Source organism: Pseudoalteromonas sp. J2K-J979 (assembly GCF_058169715.2).
This window is the reverse complement of record NZ_CM200282.1, coordinates 495,275-514,516: the sequence shown is the minus strand read 5'-3', so window position 1 is coordinate 514,516 and position 19,242 is coordinate 495,275. Positions and strand designations below refer to the sequence as shown.

The 19,242-nt window shown below is 44.8% G+C and carries 14 protein-coding genes; 13 read left to right on the top strand and 1 reads right to left on the bottom strand.

Translation table 11 applies throughout. The features are described 5' to 3' along the window. The first annotated feature begins 10 nt into the window (after positions 1-10). The 13 genes from AC3KVK_RS18765 to AC3KVK_RS18705 all read left to right on the top strand — a co-directional run bounded on the left by AC3KVK_RS18765 (position 11) and on the right by AC3KVK_RS18705 (position 16,562). Positions 11-1,555 (top strand): HAL/PAL/TAL family ammonia-lyase, encoded by a 1,545-nt coding sequence (locus tag AC3KVK_RS18765; RefSeq protein WP_490310125.1) that lies wholly within the window; start codon positions 11-13, stop codon positions 1,553-1,555. Then, the gene (locus AC3KVK_RS18760; RefSeq protein WP_490310126.1) at positions 1,548-1,982 is read left to right on the top strand and encodes an acyl-CoA thioesterase; all 435 of its coding nucleotides are present in this window, start codon (positions 1,548-1,550) and stop codon (positions 1,980-1,982) included. The genes AC3KVK_RS18765 and AC3KVK_RS18760 overlap by 8 nt, the downstream gene beginning before the upstream one ends. Next, the gene (locus AC3KVK_RS18755) at positions 1,975-2,514 is read left to right on the top strand and encodes a LolA family protein (protein WP_490310127.1); all 540 of its coding nucleotides are present in this window, start codon (positions 1,975-1,977) and stop codon (positions 2,512-2,514) included. The genes AC3KVK_RS18760 and AC3KVK_RS18755 overlap by 8 nt, the downstream gene beginning before the upstream one ends. Further along, on the top strand, positions 2,511-4,787 hold the full coding sequence (locus AC3KVK_RS18750; protein WP_490310128.1) for an MMPL family transporter: 2,277 nt from the start codon (positions 2,511-2,513) through the stop codon (positions 4,785-4,787). Before AC3KVK_RS18755 ends, AC3KVK_RS18750 begins: the two co-directional genes overlap by 4 nt. After that, positions 4,768-6,015 carry an NAD(P)/FAD-dependent oxidoreductase gene (locus AC3KVK_RS18745; protein ID WP_490310129.1) on the top strand — a complete coding sequence of 416 codons (1,248 nt, stop codon included), beginning with the start codon at positions 4,768-4,770 and terminating at the stop codon, positions 6,013-6,015. The genes AC3KVK_RS18750 and AC3KVK_RS18745 overlap by 20 nt, the downstream gene beginning before the upstream one ends. Further along, positions 6,000-6,542: an ApeN family LolB-like membrane protein gene (gene apeN / locus AC3KVK_RS18740; protein WP_490310130.1), complete on the top strand. Its 543-nt coding sequence runs from the start codon at positions 6,000-6,002 to the stop codon at positions 6,540-6,542. Before AC3KVK_RS18745 ends, apeN begins: the two co-directional genes overlap by 16 nt. Positions 6,543-6,544: 2 nt before the next feature. Further along, the gene (locus AC3KVK_RS18735) at positions 6,545-7,720 is read left to right on the top strand and encodes a beta-ketoacyl-ACP synthase (RefSeq protein WP_490310131.1); all 1,176 of its coding nucleotides are present in this window, start codon (positions 6,545-6,547) and stop codon (positions 7,718-7,720) included. A gap of 1 nt (position 7,721) precedes the next feature. Beyond that, positions 7,722-8,177 (top strand): ApeP family dehydratase, encoded by a 456-nt coding sequence (locus AC3KVK_RS18730; RefSeq protein WP_490310132.1) that lies wholly within the window; start codon positions 7,722-7,724, stop codon positions 8,175-8,177. After that, entirely contained in the window at positions 8,174-8,899 is a 726-nt protein-coding gene (locus tag AC3KVK_RS18725; RefSeq protein WP_490310133.1) for a 3-ketoacyl-ACP reductase FabG2, read from the top strand. Before AC3KVK_RS18730 ends, AC3KVK_RS18725 begins: the two co-directional genes overlap by 4 nt. Beyond that, entirely contained in the window at positions 8,899-10,122 is a 1,224-nt protein-coding gene (locus tag AC3KVK_RS18720) for a beta-ketoacyl-ACP synthase (protein ID WP_490310134.1), read from the top strand. Before AC3KVK_RS18725 ends, AC3KVK_RS18720 begins: the two co-directional genes overlap by 1 nt. Before the next feature lie 710 nt (positions 10,123-10,832). Continuing rightward, positions 10,833-12,623: a S8 family peptidase gene (locus AC3KVK_RS18715; RefSeq protein WP_490310135.1), complete on the top strand. Its 1,791-nt coding sequence runs from the start codon at positions 10,833-10,835 to the stop codon at positions 12,621-12,623. Positions 12,624-13,265: 642 nt separating this feature from the next. Beyond that, positions 13,266-15,407 carry a TonB-dependent siderophore receptor gene (locus tag AC3KVK_RS18710; protein ID WP_490310136.1) on the top strand — a complete coding sequence of 714 codons (2,142 nt, stop codon included), beginning with the start codon at positions 13,266-13,268 and terminating at the stop codon, positions 15,405-15,407. A 66-nt stretch (positions 15,408-15,473) separates the two neighbouring features. Continuing rightward, the gene (locus AC3KVK_RS18705; protein WP_490310137.1) at positions 15,474-16,562 is read left to right on the top strand and encodes a PepSY-associated TM helix domain-containing protein; all 1,089 of its coding nucleotides are present in this window, start codon (positions 15,474-15,476) and stop codon (positions 16,560-16,562) included. A gap of 402 nt (positions 16,563-16,964) precedes the next feature. Here AC3KVK_RS18705 and AC3KVK_RS18700 read toward each other — a convergent pair whose 3' ends face one another. Then, positions 16,965-19,232, bottom strand: coding sequence for a TonB-dependent receptor family protein (locus AC3KVK_RS18700; RefSeq protein WP_490310138.1), 2,268 nt, complete (start codon positions 19,230-19,232; stop codon positions 16,965-16,967). Positions 19,233-19,242 lie beyond the last annotated feature (10 nt).

Below are 19,242 nucleotides of genomic sequence, written 5' to 3'. Positions count from 1 at the left end.
ATTTATTTTAGTGTCTACTTTACCCCCTCTTGTGTTTGGCCAAGGCCGTATTAGTATCGAAGATATCGTTGCATTAGCTCAATCAAATCAAAAAGTGCAGCTTGCAGGCGATGCTGATTTTTGCCAAAAAATTGATGCGGGCGTAGCGTTTCTCGATAGCTTATTAAAAGAAGATGGGGTGATTTACGGCGTCACCACTGGTTTTGGAGATTCTGTGACACGCGGTGTGCCAGTACATTTAGCTTATGAATTACCGTTGCATCTGACTCGCTTTCACGGTTGTGGCTTAGGTGCAATGTTTACTCCTGAACAAGGCCGCGCCATTTTAGCCACCCGCCTGACGTCTTTAAGTCAAGGCTATTCAGGGGTGAGTTGGGCACTGCTTAACTTACTGCGAGATTTTATCAACCATGACATAGTGCCGGTTATTCCTGAAGAGGGGTCGGTGGGCGCCAGTGGCGATTTAACTCCGCTTTCTTACGTGGCAGGCGCACTAGTTGGCGAGCGTGATGTTTATTACCAAGGCGAGATTAAAAATAGCCTCGAGGTGATGCAAAGGCTCAATCTGACGCCACTGACATTAAGACCCAAAGAAGGCCTCGCGATTATGAATGGCACCGCCGTGATGACGGCTTTAGCCTGTTTAGCTTTTTCTCGAGCAGAGTACCTCACGCAATTAGCTACGCGAGTAACCTCGATGATCAGTGCCGCCATGCTGGGTAATAGTCATCATTTTGATGATATTTTATTTTCAGTGAAACCTCACGCTGGCCAGCAGCAAGTGGCGGCGTGGATCCGTGATGACTTAAATCACCAGGGCCATCCTCGAAACGCAGACCGACTGCAAGACCGTTATTCGATCCGCTGTGCGCCGCATATTATTGGTGTGTTAGCCGATTGTTTGCCTTGGTTTAGGCAAATGATTGAAAACGAGCTCAATTCAGCCAATGATAACCCGATCATTGATGGCATTGGTGAACACGTGTTACACGGTGGGCACTTTTATGGTGGACACATCGCAATGGTGATGGACAGCATGAAAACGGCGGTAGCCAATTTAGCTGATTTGGCCGACCGCCAAATTGCATCTCTGGTAGATACAAAATTTAATAATGGCCTCGCAGCAAATTTATCTGACTGTGAAGGTGAGCGTCAGTTTATTAATCATGGGTTCAAAGCGGTACAAATTGGGGCATCGGCCTATACCGCCGAAGCGCTCAAACTGACGATGCCAGCGAGTGTTTTTTCGCGTTCAACAGAATGTCACAATCAAGATAAAGTCAGTATGGGCACCATTGCCGCACGCGATAGCCTTCGTGTGTTGCAGTTGACCGAGCAAGTGTTAGCCAGCACGTTATTAGCTGCCGTTCAGGCGCTGAGATTGCGGTTTAAACACCAAGAAATTGCCCCCGAGTCGTTGTCGGCCCCTGTAATGGCGATGTATCAAGATATTGCAGATTATTTTCCAACTGTCAGTGAAGATCGCCCACTAGAGCAAGCGTTGCGTCGGACCGTAGAGGCAATTCAAACACAACGTTGGGCGTTATATGAATAGCAAACAGGCACTGTTACGTGCGCAAGTCGACATTGAGATCCCTTTTCACGATTGCGATCCAATGCAAGTAGTGTGGCACGGTAATTATGCCCGTTACTTTGAAGTGGCACGCTGTGAGCTATTACGCTTATTTGACTATGATTACGATCACATGCAGGAGTCGGGTTTTATGTGGCCGATTGTTGACATGCGCACTAAATATATTGCGCCGCTACGCTTTCGACAAAAAGTAACCGTGTCTGCGTATTTGAAAGAGTACCAGCATCGTTTAAAGCTTGACTACATTATCACTGACTCAGATTCGGGTCAGGTTTTGACTAAAGGATATACTGTTCAAGTTGCGGTGGCTATCGCCGATCAGCACATGCAATATGTCAGTCCTGATGCATTATTATCACGATTAAAAAAGGTCATTTCACTTGAATAAAAGCATAGTTTTAACGCTGTTAATGCTGCTATCTGTTACTCCTTCATGGGCTGATGAAGGGTTAGACAAAGCGTTAGCCCGCTTTGTTGCCAAAGAAAGTATGCCGCAAAGCGGTGAGTATCAGCAGGCTAAATATTTTAAGTCATTATCTCAGCCGATGCGATCACAGGGAATATTTCGGGTCTCAGCTGATGAGTTTGTTTGGCAGCAACAGACCCCGATCCGCAATACTTTGACTTTGTCAGATGGTCAGTTGATCAATATCGATTATCGCGATCAGCAGCAAATTATCGAAGGAGCCGATCCATTTGTGAGTGTGTTATCAGCGCTTTTAACCGTAAAAACGCAGCAACTAGCCGCTTTTTTTACCTTAAATCAGCTTCAAGCGCATTGTGTTGAGTTAACACCTAATCAAGGCCCGCTGTCTCAGGTATTTGCCTTAGTGACTATTTGCGGGCAAACGCAAGTCGAACAGTTGAGGTTAGACGAGCACAATGGCAACCGCACTGAAATAGCGCTGCAGTTTAAATGAATCAGCCATTTAAGCACTTTCATCGCTGGGCAACAATTTGTGCCATGCTGCTGTGCAGCGTTATGGTCGCATTGCTAATTTTGGCTTGGCAACAAGATAAAATTCAATTTAGCGGTGATATGTTAGCAGCGTTACCGAGTCAGCAACAACGGGATCCTGAACAACAACTTGCCAGTGATGCGTTTTACCAACGCAGCCAATCACGCCTGATATTCAGCATTCGCGGTGAGCACGCACTTCAGGGAGCCAAGCATTTAGCATCAGAATTGACAGCTATCGACGCTCTTAGCCTCGACCAACCCGATGTACCAGAGTTTAACCAGTTGATTGCTTTTTATAGTCACTATCCGGGTGCGCTATCTAGTCTTAACTATCAACAGCAAACGAGCTCTACTCAAGCGGTCAGTGATTACTTTTTCAGCCAATTAACCAGCCTGAATAACCCGTTTGTTTCGGCCACATTAGCAGAGGATCCAAGTTTATCGACGGCGGCATTTTTACAACATACCATGAGCCAAAGTGGCAGTTTAACAGTCGAACAAGGCATGCTTGTTACAGAGTTCGAAGGGCAAAAAGTGGTCTTGCTGCTTTATGATGTTGCCCCGCAGTATCAAGGGATTAAAGCCTCGGTTTTATTGAAAAATACGCTGTTAAAAGCTCTCTCAGCCAGTCAGGCTGCCTTTCCTGTTGCGATTACTCATTCTGGTGTTGTTTTTCATACTGCGGCCAATGCTGAGCAGGCAGAGCATGAAATTACGGTACTCGGTGGGATCAGCGTATTGTTGCTTCTGATCGTTGTGCTGATGGTCTTTCGCTCAGTGACACCGATTATTTTGGCCAGTTTAACTGTCTTGATGGCGTGTTTATTTGGGTTTGTTGCCCTAGTGTGGTTGTTTGATCAGGTTCAACTGCTCAGTTTAGTGTTTGCCATGACATTAATCGGCATTGCAATCGATTATTGTTTTCATGGTTTAGCCGATACCGAACATTCGCAGTCAGGGCAAATCTCCCGCAGTACACAAAAAGCCATGATTTTAGGGTTTAGTACGACGTGTTTAGGTTATTTATTGTTGTGTTTATCACCTTTGATCATCCTAAAACAAGTGGCGGTGTTTGTTATTTTTGGTTTATGTGGAGCCCTGATCGTTGCCTTGTTTGCGCTGGCCCCTTTGCATCAAAAACTCCGTGCCACTCGGTCTCGCCATCCTATTTTTCCCACGATCAAACTAGATTGGCTAGCGAAGCAAGGGCGTCTCCTGACAGGCGTTTTTTTGATACTTGCATGCCTGCTTGTGATGTTGAAACCCATTAATTTTGATGATGATATTCGTTTACTGAACGGTTCACCGGACGCGTTAATCGCCAACGAAAAATATAATTTAGCTGTGTTAGGTAAGTTGTCTCAGCGGTATTATTTAGTGTGGGGGAGTGACTTACAACACGCGCTCGAACAGCAAGAGCAGCTTCAATCTTGGCTCGATACCCATGCTAACTCGGCCCAGCTAGATGGGCTGGCACGTTGGTTGCCTTCGCAGACATCACAACAGAACAACCTGCGCGACTTTGAAAATAAACGCGATAGTGGCTACTTTGCAGATATTTCCGCGCAGTTGGGCTTAGCAATGCCGACAACGACACCGCAGCAATTATTAACCCCTGAGCATTTTTCTAACTCTGTTTTAGGTCAACTTATGCCACTTTATGTGGTGCACCAAGCACAGAGCACCGCTTTATGGGTTGCCCTGAGTGGCGTGAATGATGCAACACATCAGGCATTACTGACCGAGCACAGTGCCGTGCAAGCGCTGGCAAAAAGTAACGAAATCTCCACGGTACTTGGTCACTACCGAGTGCAATTACTGTGGGTGATTGTGGCGATGGTAGTCGCGAGTTGTTGTATTTTTTTCTGGATGTTTGAAGGGCGAACGGCACTGCGCAGCTTCGTGGTCTTTACTGTTTCAGGTTGTTTTACCTTAGCGGTTGCCAATGTCATCCAAGGACACCTCAATGTGTTTAATTTATTATCGCTGATTTTGCTGTTTGCCCTAGCTATTGATTATATGGTGTTTTATCGCAGTCAAGGGCTTAAAAACAGTGCGGTGCTTGCCATCAGCTTGTCGGCTGTCTCTTCAGCCTTGGTTTTTGGCATGCTCATTTTCAGCCAAACACCAGCGGTATTTAGCTTTGGTTTGACCTTAATGATCGGCTTATTGGTGATATACCTGTTATCACCGCAAATGATAGGGAAAGAAGATGCAAACACAACACTTTGATGTGGTGATTATAGGTGCTGGGCCGGCAGGTAGTTTGGCCGCTAGTTTGTTGCATCAAGCAGGCCGTCGTGTTTTAGTGCTTGAAAAAGAACAGTTTCCACGATTTTCAATCGGTGAAAGTTTGCTCCCGCAATCGATGGTCTTTCTTGAACAAGCCGGCTTACTGAAAAGCGTTGAACAACAGGCCGAACAGTGTGGTTTTCAGTTTAAAAATGGCGCAGCCTTTCATCGAGCGGGCATTGATACTCAGTTTGATTTTACCGAGAAATTTACGCCCGGTCCGGGTACGACGTACCAGGTAAAGCGGGCTTCGTTTGACAAAACACTCGCCGATGCTGCCGAGCAACAAGGCATTGAAATTCGTTACCAGCACACGGTTCAAGCTTGCCAGACAAGCACTGAAAAGGCGCAATTGACCGTTTTAGACACTCTAGGTGTGGCGTATCAGCTCGAGGCAGAATTTGTCCTTGATGCTAGCGGGTTTGGCCGGGTGCTGCCACGTTTATTGCAACTGGAAAAACCGTCTGAGTTTACTGAACGCTGCTCGTTTTTTGCCCATTTTGTTGATCGCATTGCTTGCAATGAATTTGACCGCAATAAAATTCTAATCACAGTGCACCCTCAGCACCATGATATTTGGTATTGGTTAATTCCATTTTCTGATGGTACCGCCAGTGTCGGCGTGGTGATCGATCCTGTTCATTTGGCAGGGCAAAACTTAACGCAGTGTGATGAGATTTTGCATCGTTATATCCAACAAGACCCAAATTTGGCGCGTTTGTTGTCACAGGCCGAGCAATCCGTGCCAGCGCGTAAGATTCAAGGGTATTCTGCTGATGTAACCTCGTTGTATGGGCCGCGTTTTGCGTTGCTTGGCAATGCAGGGGAATTTTTAGATCCGGTTTTTTCATCGGGTGTGACGATTGCCCTGCGCTCGGCAGCGTTGATTGCGCCGTTAGTTGATCGCGTTTTAGCGGGTGACGACGTAGATTTTGAAATCGAGTACAGTCACGCGCTCAAAAAAGGGGTGAACTGTTTTAAAACGTTTGTTAAAGCTTGGTATGATCAGCGGTTTCAGGATGTGATTTTTCATCAGCAGCAAGATCACACAGTGAAAGAAATGATCAGCTCGATTTTGGCGGGTTATGCTTGGGATGAAAATAACCCGTATGTTAAGCAAAGCGAACGTCGTTTGAATGTGTTGGTTGAGTTATGCCAAAGCACTTAATTATTGGCGTTTTGGTTTTACTGCTTGGCGCGTGTAGCAGCCAGACAACAAGTCAACAGCCCGTGGTGTTATCACCAGGTATTGCCTTGAGCTTGACAGCGCCGCCGCAAGCATTAGTCGGACAAACAATCCGTCAATTGCTTGAAGTTGACTATCAGGGCGAACAACATTCATTGCTGGCACAGGTACAATTTCAGCCTAATGGCTTAAACTTAGTCGCTACTTCAGTGCAAGGCCTTCCAGTTTTTGAGCTGACGTATCTGGCTGGTCAAGGGATCCACGCCCAGCGTTATGTGCCAGTCTCAGATTTTAATTTTGAGTATATTGTCGCAGATATTCAATTGGCACTTTGGCCTCAAGCGTCACTTAAACAGCGCTTATTACAAGGTGACATACAGACTCGCTCAGACGGTTTTGAGCTTCATGAAAATGGCAACGCAAGTGTGCGCATACAAAAGTCAGCCTCTGTGACCGTCATCCAACATTTAACCCGTCACTATCAATTGACGATTACGACTTTAGAGTAACTATGATGAATGTAGGTTTAGTCGATTTAGGGATTATTTGCACACTAGGCAATGATAAGTCCTCGGTATTGTCCAATGTCACCGATCCCACTTTGCGCCCGCAGATGTGTTTAAGTTTAGAACCACAATTGAGCCTCGATGAGCGAGATTATTGGGTAGGAAAAGTGACTGAATCATTACCTACGATTGTAGAACCAGAATTTAATACGCGAAATAATCAATTGATTCAACACGCTTTTGAACAAATTCAAGCCAATTATCAGCGTTTGTGTCAGCAGATTGATCCGCAGCGAATCGCAGTGGTTATCGGCACCAGTACATCAGGGATTGCACACGGAGAAACCGCCCGAGAAAGGCTACAAGCCGATGGACAGTTTCCAGACACATTTCATTACAGTCAGCAAGAATTAAATGCCCCTGCTGATTATCTTGCCCGCATCGCGGGTGCCCATGGAGTACGTTTTGGTATTTCTACCGCCTGTAGCTCAAGTGGCAAGGCTTTATTAAGCGCTAAGGCACTGATTGAAGCCGGTTTTGCTGATGTTGTGTTATGTGGTGGGGTCGATAGTTTGTGTAAAATGACCGTCAATGGCTTTAGTGCCCTCGACTCCACTGCTAAAGAATTTAGTCAGCCGTTTGCTTCTGAGCGTGATGGAATTAATATCGCAGAAGGTGCGGCGCTCTTTATTATGACCCGGAACTCGGCAGCCGTTAATTTGCTCGGTGGTGGGGCTAGTTCGGATGCATATCATGTCTCAGCGCCCGAACCATCAGGCACTGGCGCAATGTCGGCAATGAAGCAGGCTTTAGCGCAAGCAAACCTCAGTGCCGCGGATATTGATTATATCAATGCACATGGAACGGGGACAATTAAAAACGATGCTATGGAAAGCACCGCTTTGGCTGCTATTTTTGGCGCATCAGTCCCGGTGAGTTCCACAAAAGCGTTGACCGGTCATACTCTTGGTGCGGCTGGGGCGATTGAAGCGGGAATTTGCTGGTTATTATTAACAGAGCAAAACACACAAAAACGGTTACCTATGCATTTTGGGCCGATTGACCCTGCATGTAATCAAATTATGTTTAGCCAAGGGCACGCGCTGAATAAGTTGCAGTACTGCTTGTCGAATTCATTTGCGTTTGGTGGCAATAATGTTGCCTTGGTTTTGGGAAATTAAGATGAATCAGTATGCCATTGAGCAAGTATTACCACATGATGCTCCGATGATTTTACTCAGTGAGTTAGTCAGTTACCATGATGAAGGTGCTACGGCATGTGTGAATATTGATTCACATAGCCCGTTTTATGATCCTCAATATGCTGGGGTACCCAGTTATATCGGCACAGAATATATGGCACAAGCTATTGCGGCATATGCGGGGGCCTTGGCACTGGATGAGGGGCGACCGGTTCAGATTGGTTTTTTATTAGGTACTCGTAAGTACCAGACTCAGCAAGGTTACTTTTCTCAAGGCGCCCTGTTACATATTCATGTGCAAAAATTACTCGAAGACGAGTCGGGTTTAAGTGTCTTTGAATGCCGTATTGTGTGTGGTGATTCCACGCTGGCCAGCGCTAAAATCAATGTATTTCAACCCCATGATCCAGAACAATTTTTAAAGGAACAACAATGACATCACGCGTACTTGTAACAGGCTCAAGCAGAGGCATAGGTAAAGAGATCGCACTGCGGTTAGCAAAACAAGGGTATGACATTACATTGCATTGTCGTTCGGGAATTGATCATGCCCAAGCGGTTCAAGCTGAGATCCATGCTTTGGGGCGTGATGCGTCTATTTTGCAATTTGATGTCTGTGACCGTGATGCGGCCAAACAACAAATTAGCAGCGATATAGAGCAACATGGTGCGTATTATGGGGTGATTTGCAATGCGGGTATTACCCGAGATATGGCGTTTCCAGCCATGGAAGGCGATGACTGGGATGCCGTTATCCGCACCGGTTTAGATGGCTTTTACAATGTCGTTCATCCAACAGTAATGCCGATGGTACAAGCCCGTAAAGGCGGACGAATCATCACAATGGCTTCGGTCTCGGGGATTGCAGGTAACCGTGGCCAAGTCAATTACAGCGCAGCTAAAGCGGGGATCATCGGTGCCACCAAAGCGCTTGCTTTAGAGTTAGCCAAGCGAAAAATTACCGTGAACTGTGTTGCCCCCGGTTTGGTCGAAACAGAGATGACCGCCGATTTGCAGTTAGATGAAATGATGAAAATGATTCCGTTGCGCCGCATGGCAACCGTGCAAGAGGTGGCTGGGACTGTGGCATTTTTAATGTCTGACGATGCAGGATATATCACTCGGCAGGTGATTTCTTTAAATGGCGGGATTGTGTAATGAAACGGGTGGTGATTACGGGCATGTCGGCCATTACGGCGCTTGGAGATGATTGGCATACAGTCCGTCAAGGGTTAGAAAAAGCTCAAAACGCAGTTGTAACAATGCCAGAATGGCGGTATATCAACGGGTTAAATACAAATCTTGCTGCGCCGATTACTTATTTTAAAAAGCCTGCTCACTATAGTCGCAAGCAAACTCGTTCTATGGGACGGGTCGCTTTGATGTCGACCCGTGCGACGGAGTTAGCTCTTGAACAAGCTCAATTGCTTGGCCACCCTAGTTTGACTAATGGCGACACGGGGATTGCGTATGGCTCATCGGTTGGTTCGACTGCGCCGTTGATGGCATTTGGAAAAATGATGGAAACTGGTGAAATGACCGGTGTAACCGCAACCAGCTATATTCAAATGATGGCACATACTGCGCCAGTGAATGTCGGGGTGTTTTTTGGTATCAAAGGGCGCGTGATCACCACAAGTTCTGCTTGTACATCGGGTTCACAAGGGATTGGTTATGCGTACGAGGCGATAAAGTTTGGTCGCCAAAAGCTCATGGTTGCAGGGGGGGCAGAAGAGTTATGTATTACCGAAGCTGCAGTGTTTGATACCTTATACGCCACAAGCTGTAAAAACGACACACCAAAACAGACACCGCGGCCGTTTGATAAAGACCGTGATGGTTTAGTCATTGGCGAAGGGGCATGCACCTTAGTGTTAGAAGAATACGAGCATGCTGTCGCACGAGGTGCCACTATCATTGCTGAAATTGTAGGATTTGGGTGTAATTCAGATGGCATGCATGTCACTCAGCCAACGTCGGCGACGATGCAAGTGGCGATTGAACAGGCCATCGATGATGCCGGGATTTCGCCAGAACAAATTGGCTATGTTAACGCCCACGGTACATCAACAGATCGCGGTGATATTGCCGAATCTCATGCCACGTACGCTGCACTGGGTGCCACTCCAATAAGTTCGTTAAAAAGCTACTTAGGCCATACACTCGGGGCATGTGGTGCGATAGAAGCGTGGGCCAGTATCAATATGATGCAGGATAATTGGTTTGCTCCCACCATTAATCTTGAACGCATTGATCCTGAATGTGCTGAGTTGGATTACATACAACACCAGGGCCGAGAAATTAACACTGAATATGTGATGAGTAATAACTTTGCTTTTGGTGGCATTAATACCTCACTGATATTTAAACGTATGAGTTAATACGCATAATAAAAGAGCGATGTTAACTAGTTCTGTATTTTTTAATTAAGCATTTGCAATGATCCGCTCTTAAGTTCTTAATTTGTGGTCTATTAGTCGTAAATTAAAGGGTCACTTAAGTGCGCATTAAGGGATCAACCCGTTATCCAAAAGGAGACGGGTTTAAGCCTTGATAAAGAACCTCTACTTTTTTGGGTTTTGTTTATTTACCTGCCTATGATTTTCCAATCATTCTTACCTAGTCAGATGAACTTATCGCTTAAATTTCTTAAAAATTCAGTGTTCACAGAGTTAATAGTTCGGTTTCTAACCCATTCGCCACCTAATTTTTGGTAGTTTCACAAGGTTGAATTAAGCGCAATGCTCATACTTTATTATTGCGCTAGATGGAATTATTTCTGGTTGTTGAGTGTTGCGTGAATGAAAATTAACAAAATTAGAGAGCTATTTTTGTATGCATACGACTTTAGGGGATGAATTGTGATTTTCTGATTTATATTGCTAAGCAACTAATTAAATGTAATTTTTACTAATTTTATCGAGCTTTTAATTTTTTATTTAGCACTCTAGGTGTCTTTATATAACCTTTGTGTAGTAGCCAATAACAAAATAAAGGTACAGATAAATATACAGTTAGTTTACATTTGTACCTGAAAGTGGCTTTTAGCTATTTTAAAAAATAATTAACAAAAACAATTTCAGGTGAATAAATGAAACGTATATTTAACAAGCAACTTCTTGCGGTCGCTATTCCCGCAATTTTAGCAACAGGTAATGCGCACGCAAATGCAAAAACAGAATCAATTCAAGCATTTCAATTAAAACAAGCTGAGCTAAAGTTAATGGGCCAACCTTTAGGTTCGACTCAGTTTATTATTAAATACAAAAGTAAATTCGCTGAGTTTGATATTCAAGCAGATACGATGGCTGAGAGCGATGTTCAACTAAACGAAAGAGCAAAAGTCTTTGTTGAAAACTTCAGATCAAATAAATCAGCAGATACGCAGTATGTGCGCTCGATGGCGCTTAAAGATCACCATGTTGTCCGTATTGATCAAAAAATGAATGCTGCTCAAGCACAAGCTTATATGCAAGAAATGATGGCGACAGGCAATGTTGAATATATCGAGCTTGATCAAATGTTGCAGCACTATGCAACGCCGAGCGATCCTTCTTATAGTTCTCAGTGGCACTATTTTAATGCAACTGCAGGGATTAATGCGCCAGCGGCCTGGGATCATGCGAGCGGAGCGGGTGTGACAGTGGCTGTCTTAGATACAGGCTATCGTCCACACAGTGATTTAGTGGGAAATATCGTCGGTGGTTACGATATGATCACTCATACGTTAGTTGAAAATGATGGCACGGGTGGCCGTGATGCTGATCCAAGAGATCCGGGTGATGCCATTAGTTTAGGTGAATGTGGTACAGATAATCAGGGTAACCCTGTACCGAGTCGTGATCGCAGCTCGAGCTGGCACGGAACGCATGTTGCCGGTACGATCGCAGCGATGGCTGGCAATGGAATTGATGGGGTGGGTGTTGCATATAATGCGAAAGTTGTGCCCGTTCGTGTTTTAGGTAAATGTGGTGGTTTAACATCAGATATCGCCGATGGGATTATTTGGGCATCGGGTGGCAGCGTACCAGGTGTGCCTGCAAATCCTAATCCTGCTTCAGTTATTAATATGAGTCTAGGCGGAGAAGGGAGCTGTGATTCAATTACTCAAAGTGCGATTAACACTGCTCGTGCTAATGGTGCAGTGGTGGTTGTCGCTGCGGGTAATGACGCAAAAAATGCAAACTATTTTAACCCCGGTAATTGTTATGGCGTAGTGAATGTTGCGGCAACTGGCCCAACAGGGGCGCGTGCTTCTTACTCTAATTACGGTACTTCTATAGATTTAGCAGCGCCAGGCGGCGATCAGCAACGTTATGGCAGTAGCTATGGCGTGCTTTCAACGCATAATACCGGTAGCACGAGCCCGCGCTCTGATTCGTTAGAATTTATGGATGGTACATCGATGGCTGCGCCTCATGTAGCAGGTGTTGCAGCTTTAATTAAGCAAGTGAAACCGAGTGCGACACCGTCTGAGATTGAAAGTATTCTTAAAGACACAGCCCGAACCTTCCCTGCCAGTTGCTCAGGCTGTGGTGATGGCTTGCTGGATGCCGCTGCGGCTGTTAATAAAGCCAAACCAATCTCAGAGACGTTTCTTTTGAATGAAAGCAACGTATCTGGGGGATATAAAAAATACGTATATTTTGATTTTGCCGTACCATCGGCGTCATCCACGGTGACAATCAAAACGACAGGTGGTGAAGGCGATGTAGATTTGCTTATTTATAAAAAAGTAACCGGTGGTTATCAGCTTTTATGTCAGTCTGAAAATGGGAATAATGAAGAGTCATGCACAGTGGATACTTCAAGTGTAAGTCATTTATATGTTGATTTGTTTGGGTTTTCTGCTTTTAGTGGCGTGACTCTGACAGCAAAATAATGACCTGACAGTTAAAGAATAGGTCGGCATCAGCCGGCCTATTTTAGAGGAGGAAAACGAAACCTCAAGAGACACCACTCACTTTTCAAGCCTTGCCGCGTTTCAAATCAACCATAGTGCTTAGTGTTAACAATCGCCTTGAAAATTGACGCTATTGTCGTCCTCAATCAAATTGATTCTTAAACATTTTTTTGTGTAAACACAACCGCCATCGCGAACATATCCCCCACGCTTTCCTGTTCGGCTATCTGAGGCCTTTCGTTCCAAGCAGTGCTGTTCACCCCCAGCCTGAGCCTGACTTACGCGACTTCCTGTCGCACATTATTCATCAACACTATATTTTTCGGCTTGATTAAAGGGTAATTGCACGTTTTTCGGTCTGGCATCTGAAAAACCAAGCGTCAACGTAGGATCGCTTCAATTAAAAGTTTGAGCCTATCACTTTCATTGAGTTAGTTTTCAAAGCTGAAGGTTTAATCTTTCCTCAATTTGCGGATAGCTAAAGGGCTGTAAAGGCTCTTCTTTAACCAATTTATTACTTATTGCTCGGATTATCCCTTTTTATGCAATTGCTTTTGCAAACAATTATCATTTGTATTATATTTCGTTGCGATTTATTAATGACACTTTTTAGGCCCTCTGATGACACGTTGTATATTTAAGTTTAGCGCTCTATTTGTTGCCACCTCGGCAATCATGTCTGGTCATGTTTTTGCTAGCGATGGAAAAAATGAGATTGAGAAAATCCAAGTATTGGGTGATAAACACAGTAATTATTTGGCTGTTGAAGCTGAAACTGCCACTAAACTCGGGATCTCAATTAAAGAAACACCGCAATCTGTCCGTGTTGTCACACGCGCATTAATGGATGATTTTTCGTTAGATGATGTCAATCAGGTGCTTGAAACCACGCCTGGGGTGTCGGTTGAAAAAATTGAAACTGACCGAACTTATTACAAGGCAAGAGGTTTTGACATTCTTAACTTTCAAGTTGATGGCCTTGGTTTGCCGCAAGAGCGAGGTTCATTACAAGGCACACTCGATACGGCAATTTATCAACGAATTGAAGTGGTGATGGGTGCAAACGGCATGATGACGGGAGCGGGTAACCCTTCGGCTACGGTGAATTTTATCCGTAAACGTCCAACTGACAATTTACGTGCTGATGTGTCAATGACTGCAGGATCTTGGTCAAATAAACGCATCGAAGCCGATGTATCGGGGAGCTTTAACGAGGTTGTGTCTAGTCGCGCTGTGGTGGTGAAGCAAAAACGCGACTCATACCTTGACCGTTATGCGGTAGACCGAGATGTATTTTACGGCATTGTGGAGTTTGCATTGACCGATACGACCCATCTAAGTACAAGCTTAACGTATCAAAGTAATGATGCGGACAGCCCACTTTGGGGAGCATTAGCTTTATTTGATAATAAAGGCCAGCCAACAAATTACGATGTGTCGACCTCAACCGCGGCTGATTGGGCTTATTGGAACAATACATCGAAACAAGCATTTGTGGAGCTTGAGCAACTGATTGGTGATGATTGGAGTATCACGGCGCGGTATGCACATACCCAAAATGAGCAAGACTCAAACTTGTTTTATGTGTATGGCACGCCTGATTCTGAAAGCGGCTTAGGCTTAACAGGTTACGCCAGTGATTATCAACTGCGTGATCGTGTGAACTTATTTGATGTGTACGTGCGGGGCAGTTTTGAATTATTTGGTCAAACTCATTTAGTGGCGTTGGGTGCCAGTGAAGCTGACATGTTTTATTTCGACCGCTCACTGTATGACTACCAGACGGGGAATGGTTTTCCACCTATGCCGAACTTAAATGAATGGGATGGTACGGCGCCTGTGCCAACCCTGGTCGATGTCAATCCGGCTGCGCCTGGCTCAGATGTACACAGTGATCAAAGTTCGCAATATGTGTCGGCCCGCTTTTCAATTACTGATGAGTTAAAAGTTCTCAGCGGGCTGAGATATACCCACTGGGAAACTTCGGGGGTCTCGTATGGGAATGACAAAGGCCGAGAGCAAAGTAATACCGGCGCTCATTTTGGCTTAGTTTACACTGTTAATGACGCTATCAATGTCTATTCATCATACAGCGATACGTTCGCGCCGCAGTCTGAAAAAGATGTGACCGGTGCGCAACTTGAGCCAATTGAAGGCGACACACAAGAGTTGGGGGTTAAAGCTGATTTATTTGATTCGAGCTTGATGCTAAACGTCGCTGTATTTGATGCAGAACAAGTGAATGTTGCTGTAGGTGATGTGGCCAATTCTACACCTGATCAAACAGTACATAAAGCGGCACCAGGGATTCAATCTAAGGGATTTGAGGTTGAGCTAAGTGGTGAGCTTGGTTATGGCTTTAGTGCAAACCTTGGCTACACAAACACTGATATTGATGTAGCTGATACAGTCAATGCAGGCAATGCCGAAGCTCAGCTTGTTAAAGACTATACCCCGAAGCAAGTCTTCAAACTGGCAATAAAGCATGAAGTGAACGCCATAGAAGGTTTGAGTTTCGGGATGAACATGCGCTGGCAAGATGAAATAAGCCGTATTCAAAATCCGCAACCGTTAGTCGTTACGAAGCAAAGTGCGTATGCCATTGTTAACTTCATGGCTAGTTATGACATTAACGAGCACGTTAACCTCACGTTTAATGCCAATAACGTATTTGATGAACAATATCTTAACTCATTGTATTGGGCGCAGGGCTTCTATGGTGCCCCGCGTAACTTTGCAATGTCTCTCAATTGGTCATTGTAAATATAGGATGTACTAAGGCCGCATTCGCGGCCTTTTATGGTTATAGCTGAACAATCGGGGCGAAAAATGAAAAAAACACTCCATTTATGGCATCGTTATTTGGGTTTAGTCGTTGCGATTCCGCTGATTATTATCTCAGTTACGGGCAGTATTTTAGTTTTTAAAGAAGAAATAGACCATTGGCTTATGCCTGATCTGGCCGTTGTTGCAGGCTCGCCTGGGCAGCGTATCAGTTATGATACACTGCGAGCGAGCGTCAATACGCATTTGAACGGTTATGAAATAGGCAGTTGGGAAGTATTTGATGATGGTAAAACAGCCGACCGAATCTATGCTCTTAAACAGGGGACTAACGAGTGGTTTAAAGTATATTTAGATCAGTATCAAGGTATCGTGCGTTCAGAGCCTGTGGCGGTTAACCATTACCTGACCGATTGGTTACTCGACCTGCATTATAAATTTTTAATTGGCGATACCGGGCTGTGGGTTACGGGGCTAGCATCGCTTATTTTATTGTTTATGGGGGTATCTGGGCTGATTATTTATCGTCAGTTTTGGAAAAAGTTTTTTACCTTACGCTTAAAAGTAAAGCGCATTGCGCTGTTTAGCGATCTTCATAAACTTGTTGGGATTTGGTCAGCGCCGGTTTTGTTAGTGATTGGTTTTACCGGCGTGTATTGGAATATCTCTGAAATTATTCATCATGAGCTAGAGCACAGTAAAGACGAACAGCATGTCATTACTGGTCGGCTTTACAACCACGAATTATCGCTCGATAAAATGATGGCAGAGGCGCAGCAACAAATGGGCGGATTTAAAGCGACCTACTTGTTGTTTCCGTATGAACCTGAATTACAAATTTCGTTTTTCGGTGAAGTGGCAGATACCAGCTTTGTGACTAGTGAGTATTCATCAACCGTGAGTTTTGATAAACAAAGTGGTGCTCGGTTAACGAATTATGATATTAGAGAAGCGCCGTTTTATTTAGTGGCGGTCGATAGTTTTAGAAAACTGCACTTTGGTTATTTTGCTGGTTTACCAAGTCGTGTTATTTGGTGTGTAATTGGGCTGACACCGCTTATTTTTGCAGTGACAGGCTGTTATATGTGGCTAAAGCGGCGCAGACCTAAAAAGCGATCATCCCGGGTTGCATAGCGTATCTGCTGTAGCACTGTCTATTTGATACAAAGCTAGAATGAACTTTGTTTTTTTGCCTTCATCACTAGATAACAGCTCCTTAAGTACTACTAAAGGGTCACTTTTTAGCACCGTTCAGAAAGCTGAAATTCACGCAGGTGATTAAATTGTAAAGCTAAAATCTGACGGTAAAAAGTGACTATAGTAGGCGATTAGAAAGTATCAATGCTTTGCAACAGGGAAAATAATTGGCCGCTTTTTTAGCGGCTCAGCTGGTTTTTAGAAGCTAATTGAAGCACAGACATGCTTATGTAGGGCTAAATCTGAGTGGAAAAATAGGCTGGGTGTTGACGCAGACACTTATCGCTTTTTATAATAAATATCTGCGCTGTTATTTTGTCTTAATCAATTTATGAGTGGTTAAAATTCATAACTTAAGCCAGCTGATAACTGCCGCGTTCTACCTGCTACCATGCCATCAACTCGGCTAGTTAGATACACTCGGTCGGTGAGGTTCTGCCCATTTAAATACAGTGTGAGCTGCTCTGTCGGCCGATAGTTTAAAGTAATATTGAATACTGCATACGAAGGAATAATGCCTTCTTCACCACTGTCAGATGGCTCGCGTGTATTGGCGGCATCGACAAATTGCTCACTGACATAATTGATGCCAAGACGGCCATCGAACTGGTTTTGTGCGCTTTCAAAGCCAACAGCGAGCGATAACATTTGTTTTGGCGCGTAAGGCAAGCGGTTTCCTACCTCGAAAGAAGCGGTTGAAATGATGTTCTCACCGCTGGTATCAAATACATCTTTTAAGCTGCTAAATTCAGCTATAAACAGATTGGTATAATTACCTTGCAAATAGATGTTATATGGTGTGTTGTAAAGTTCGGCAAAGTCGATTTGTCCAGAAAGTTCGAGCCCAGCTTGGCGAGAACGACCCGCATTAACGTACTGACCTTGGGTCGACTGAATCACAATCTCATCGAAGTCAGTATAAAAAAGAGTGGCATCTAGTTGGGTGGCTGGCAGTATGGCGCTGCGAGTGCCTAATTCATAATTGATACTTTGTTCGGGTTTGGTGGCTAAATATGAGGCATCGGGTTCATCCTCTTCGATGTCTCGGTTGGGCCTCGCTGGCGAAAATCCTTGATGGATCCCGGCAAAAACAGTGGTGTCGGGGCGTAGTTGATAGGTCGCGCCTAAGCCGGGCAATAACTTTTGATAGCTTTGTGTATATCTTTTTTCTGGATTGGTGGGCGCAGCGCCTTCAGTGCGAATGTAATCAGTGGTCCATGTTATATCTTCAAAGCGCAGCCCTGGCGTGATGGTCCAGTCACCCGTTTGAAAGGCATTTTTAATGTAATAAGAGCGTGCAGTAACATCGATTTGAATGTGCTCTTGGTGCCAGCCAGTACGACCTTGGTCTTGATCAACATCAGTATAGGTTTTAGCAAACTCAAGTTGTTGAAACCGTGCGTCATAGCCTCTAAATTGGTGGCGCTGAATATCTTCTTGGTGGTAGCGTGCGCCGATGATGGCTTCGCTGTTTGTGCCTAACCACTGATGATTGAAACTCAAGCGTGGCTCGACTCCCCAATAATTATAATAACGTGGTCGCCAGCGCCCCCCGCATATTTGTGCATTTTCTTCTGTGGCGGGCAGAGCGCGCCGTGCGCCGGGTACATCTGACAGACCTGGAATCGTCGGACAGTATTCAATGGCTTCACCGGGACCATTAATTTGTCTGAAAGATGCGCGTTCGTTGTCGACATGATAAAACTGACTTGATAGTGTCGCTTGCTCACTAATATTAAAGTCGTGGATCACATGCACGGTATCGCGTTGTTGGATAAAGCGATCAATCTTACCTGTCGGTGCCTGAAATGGATTGTCGGCAAATTCGGATTCTGATAACCCTGTTTCAGAGATATTGGAGTCTTCTTCAAATTGTGCGTATCTTGCAGTGATTGTGTGTTGTTCGTTTAGGTTTAATTGGCCTTTTAAAGCATATTCTGTAATACCTAGCTGATGATTATCGCGGATCCCATCACCTTGTTTATCGGTAACACTGAACAAGACGCCACCATGTTCATTGCCTGTGCCAGCACGTCCATAGAAATTACTAAAACCATTGGTGCCCAGTTTAGCGCGCATTGCTGCAGAGAGCCCATCCAAAGAAACCGGGGCCGTCACAAAGTTGATCATGCCTCCGATAGTTTGCGGGCCATAGATGATTTGGCCCGACCCTTTAACTACTTCAATGGCTTCAAGGTGTTCGATTGGTGGCGAATAATGGGCTGACGGGTCACCATAAGGTGCCAAATACAGCGGCATACCATCTTCCATCAGTAATGTTCGCGCGCTGCGCCGAGGATTTAAGCCTCGCATACCAATATTCAAATGGGTCGAAAACACGTCTTCACCCACTACGTTTATGCCTGCAATGTTTTCGAGCGCTTCTTTGATTGAAAAAGGGCGTTGTCGCTCAATTTCTGCACTGTCGAGAGCGACAATTGCCCCTGCTATATTGTGATGATTGGGCGCAATAATATGATTAATGGTGAGCCGTTCAATGCTTGGGGAAGGCTCTGCACCTGATGTTGAATTGTTAGCTGAACTGGCCGCAGATACGCTGAGACTGAAAGAACTGATGATTGCAAAGGCGAGTGGGTTAATAGTCATTATATGTTAG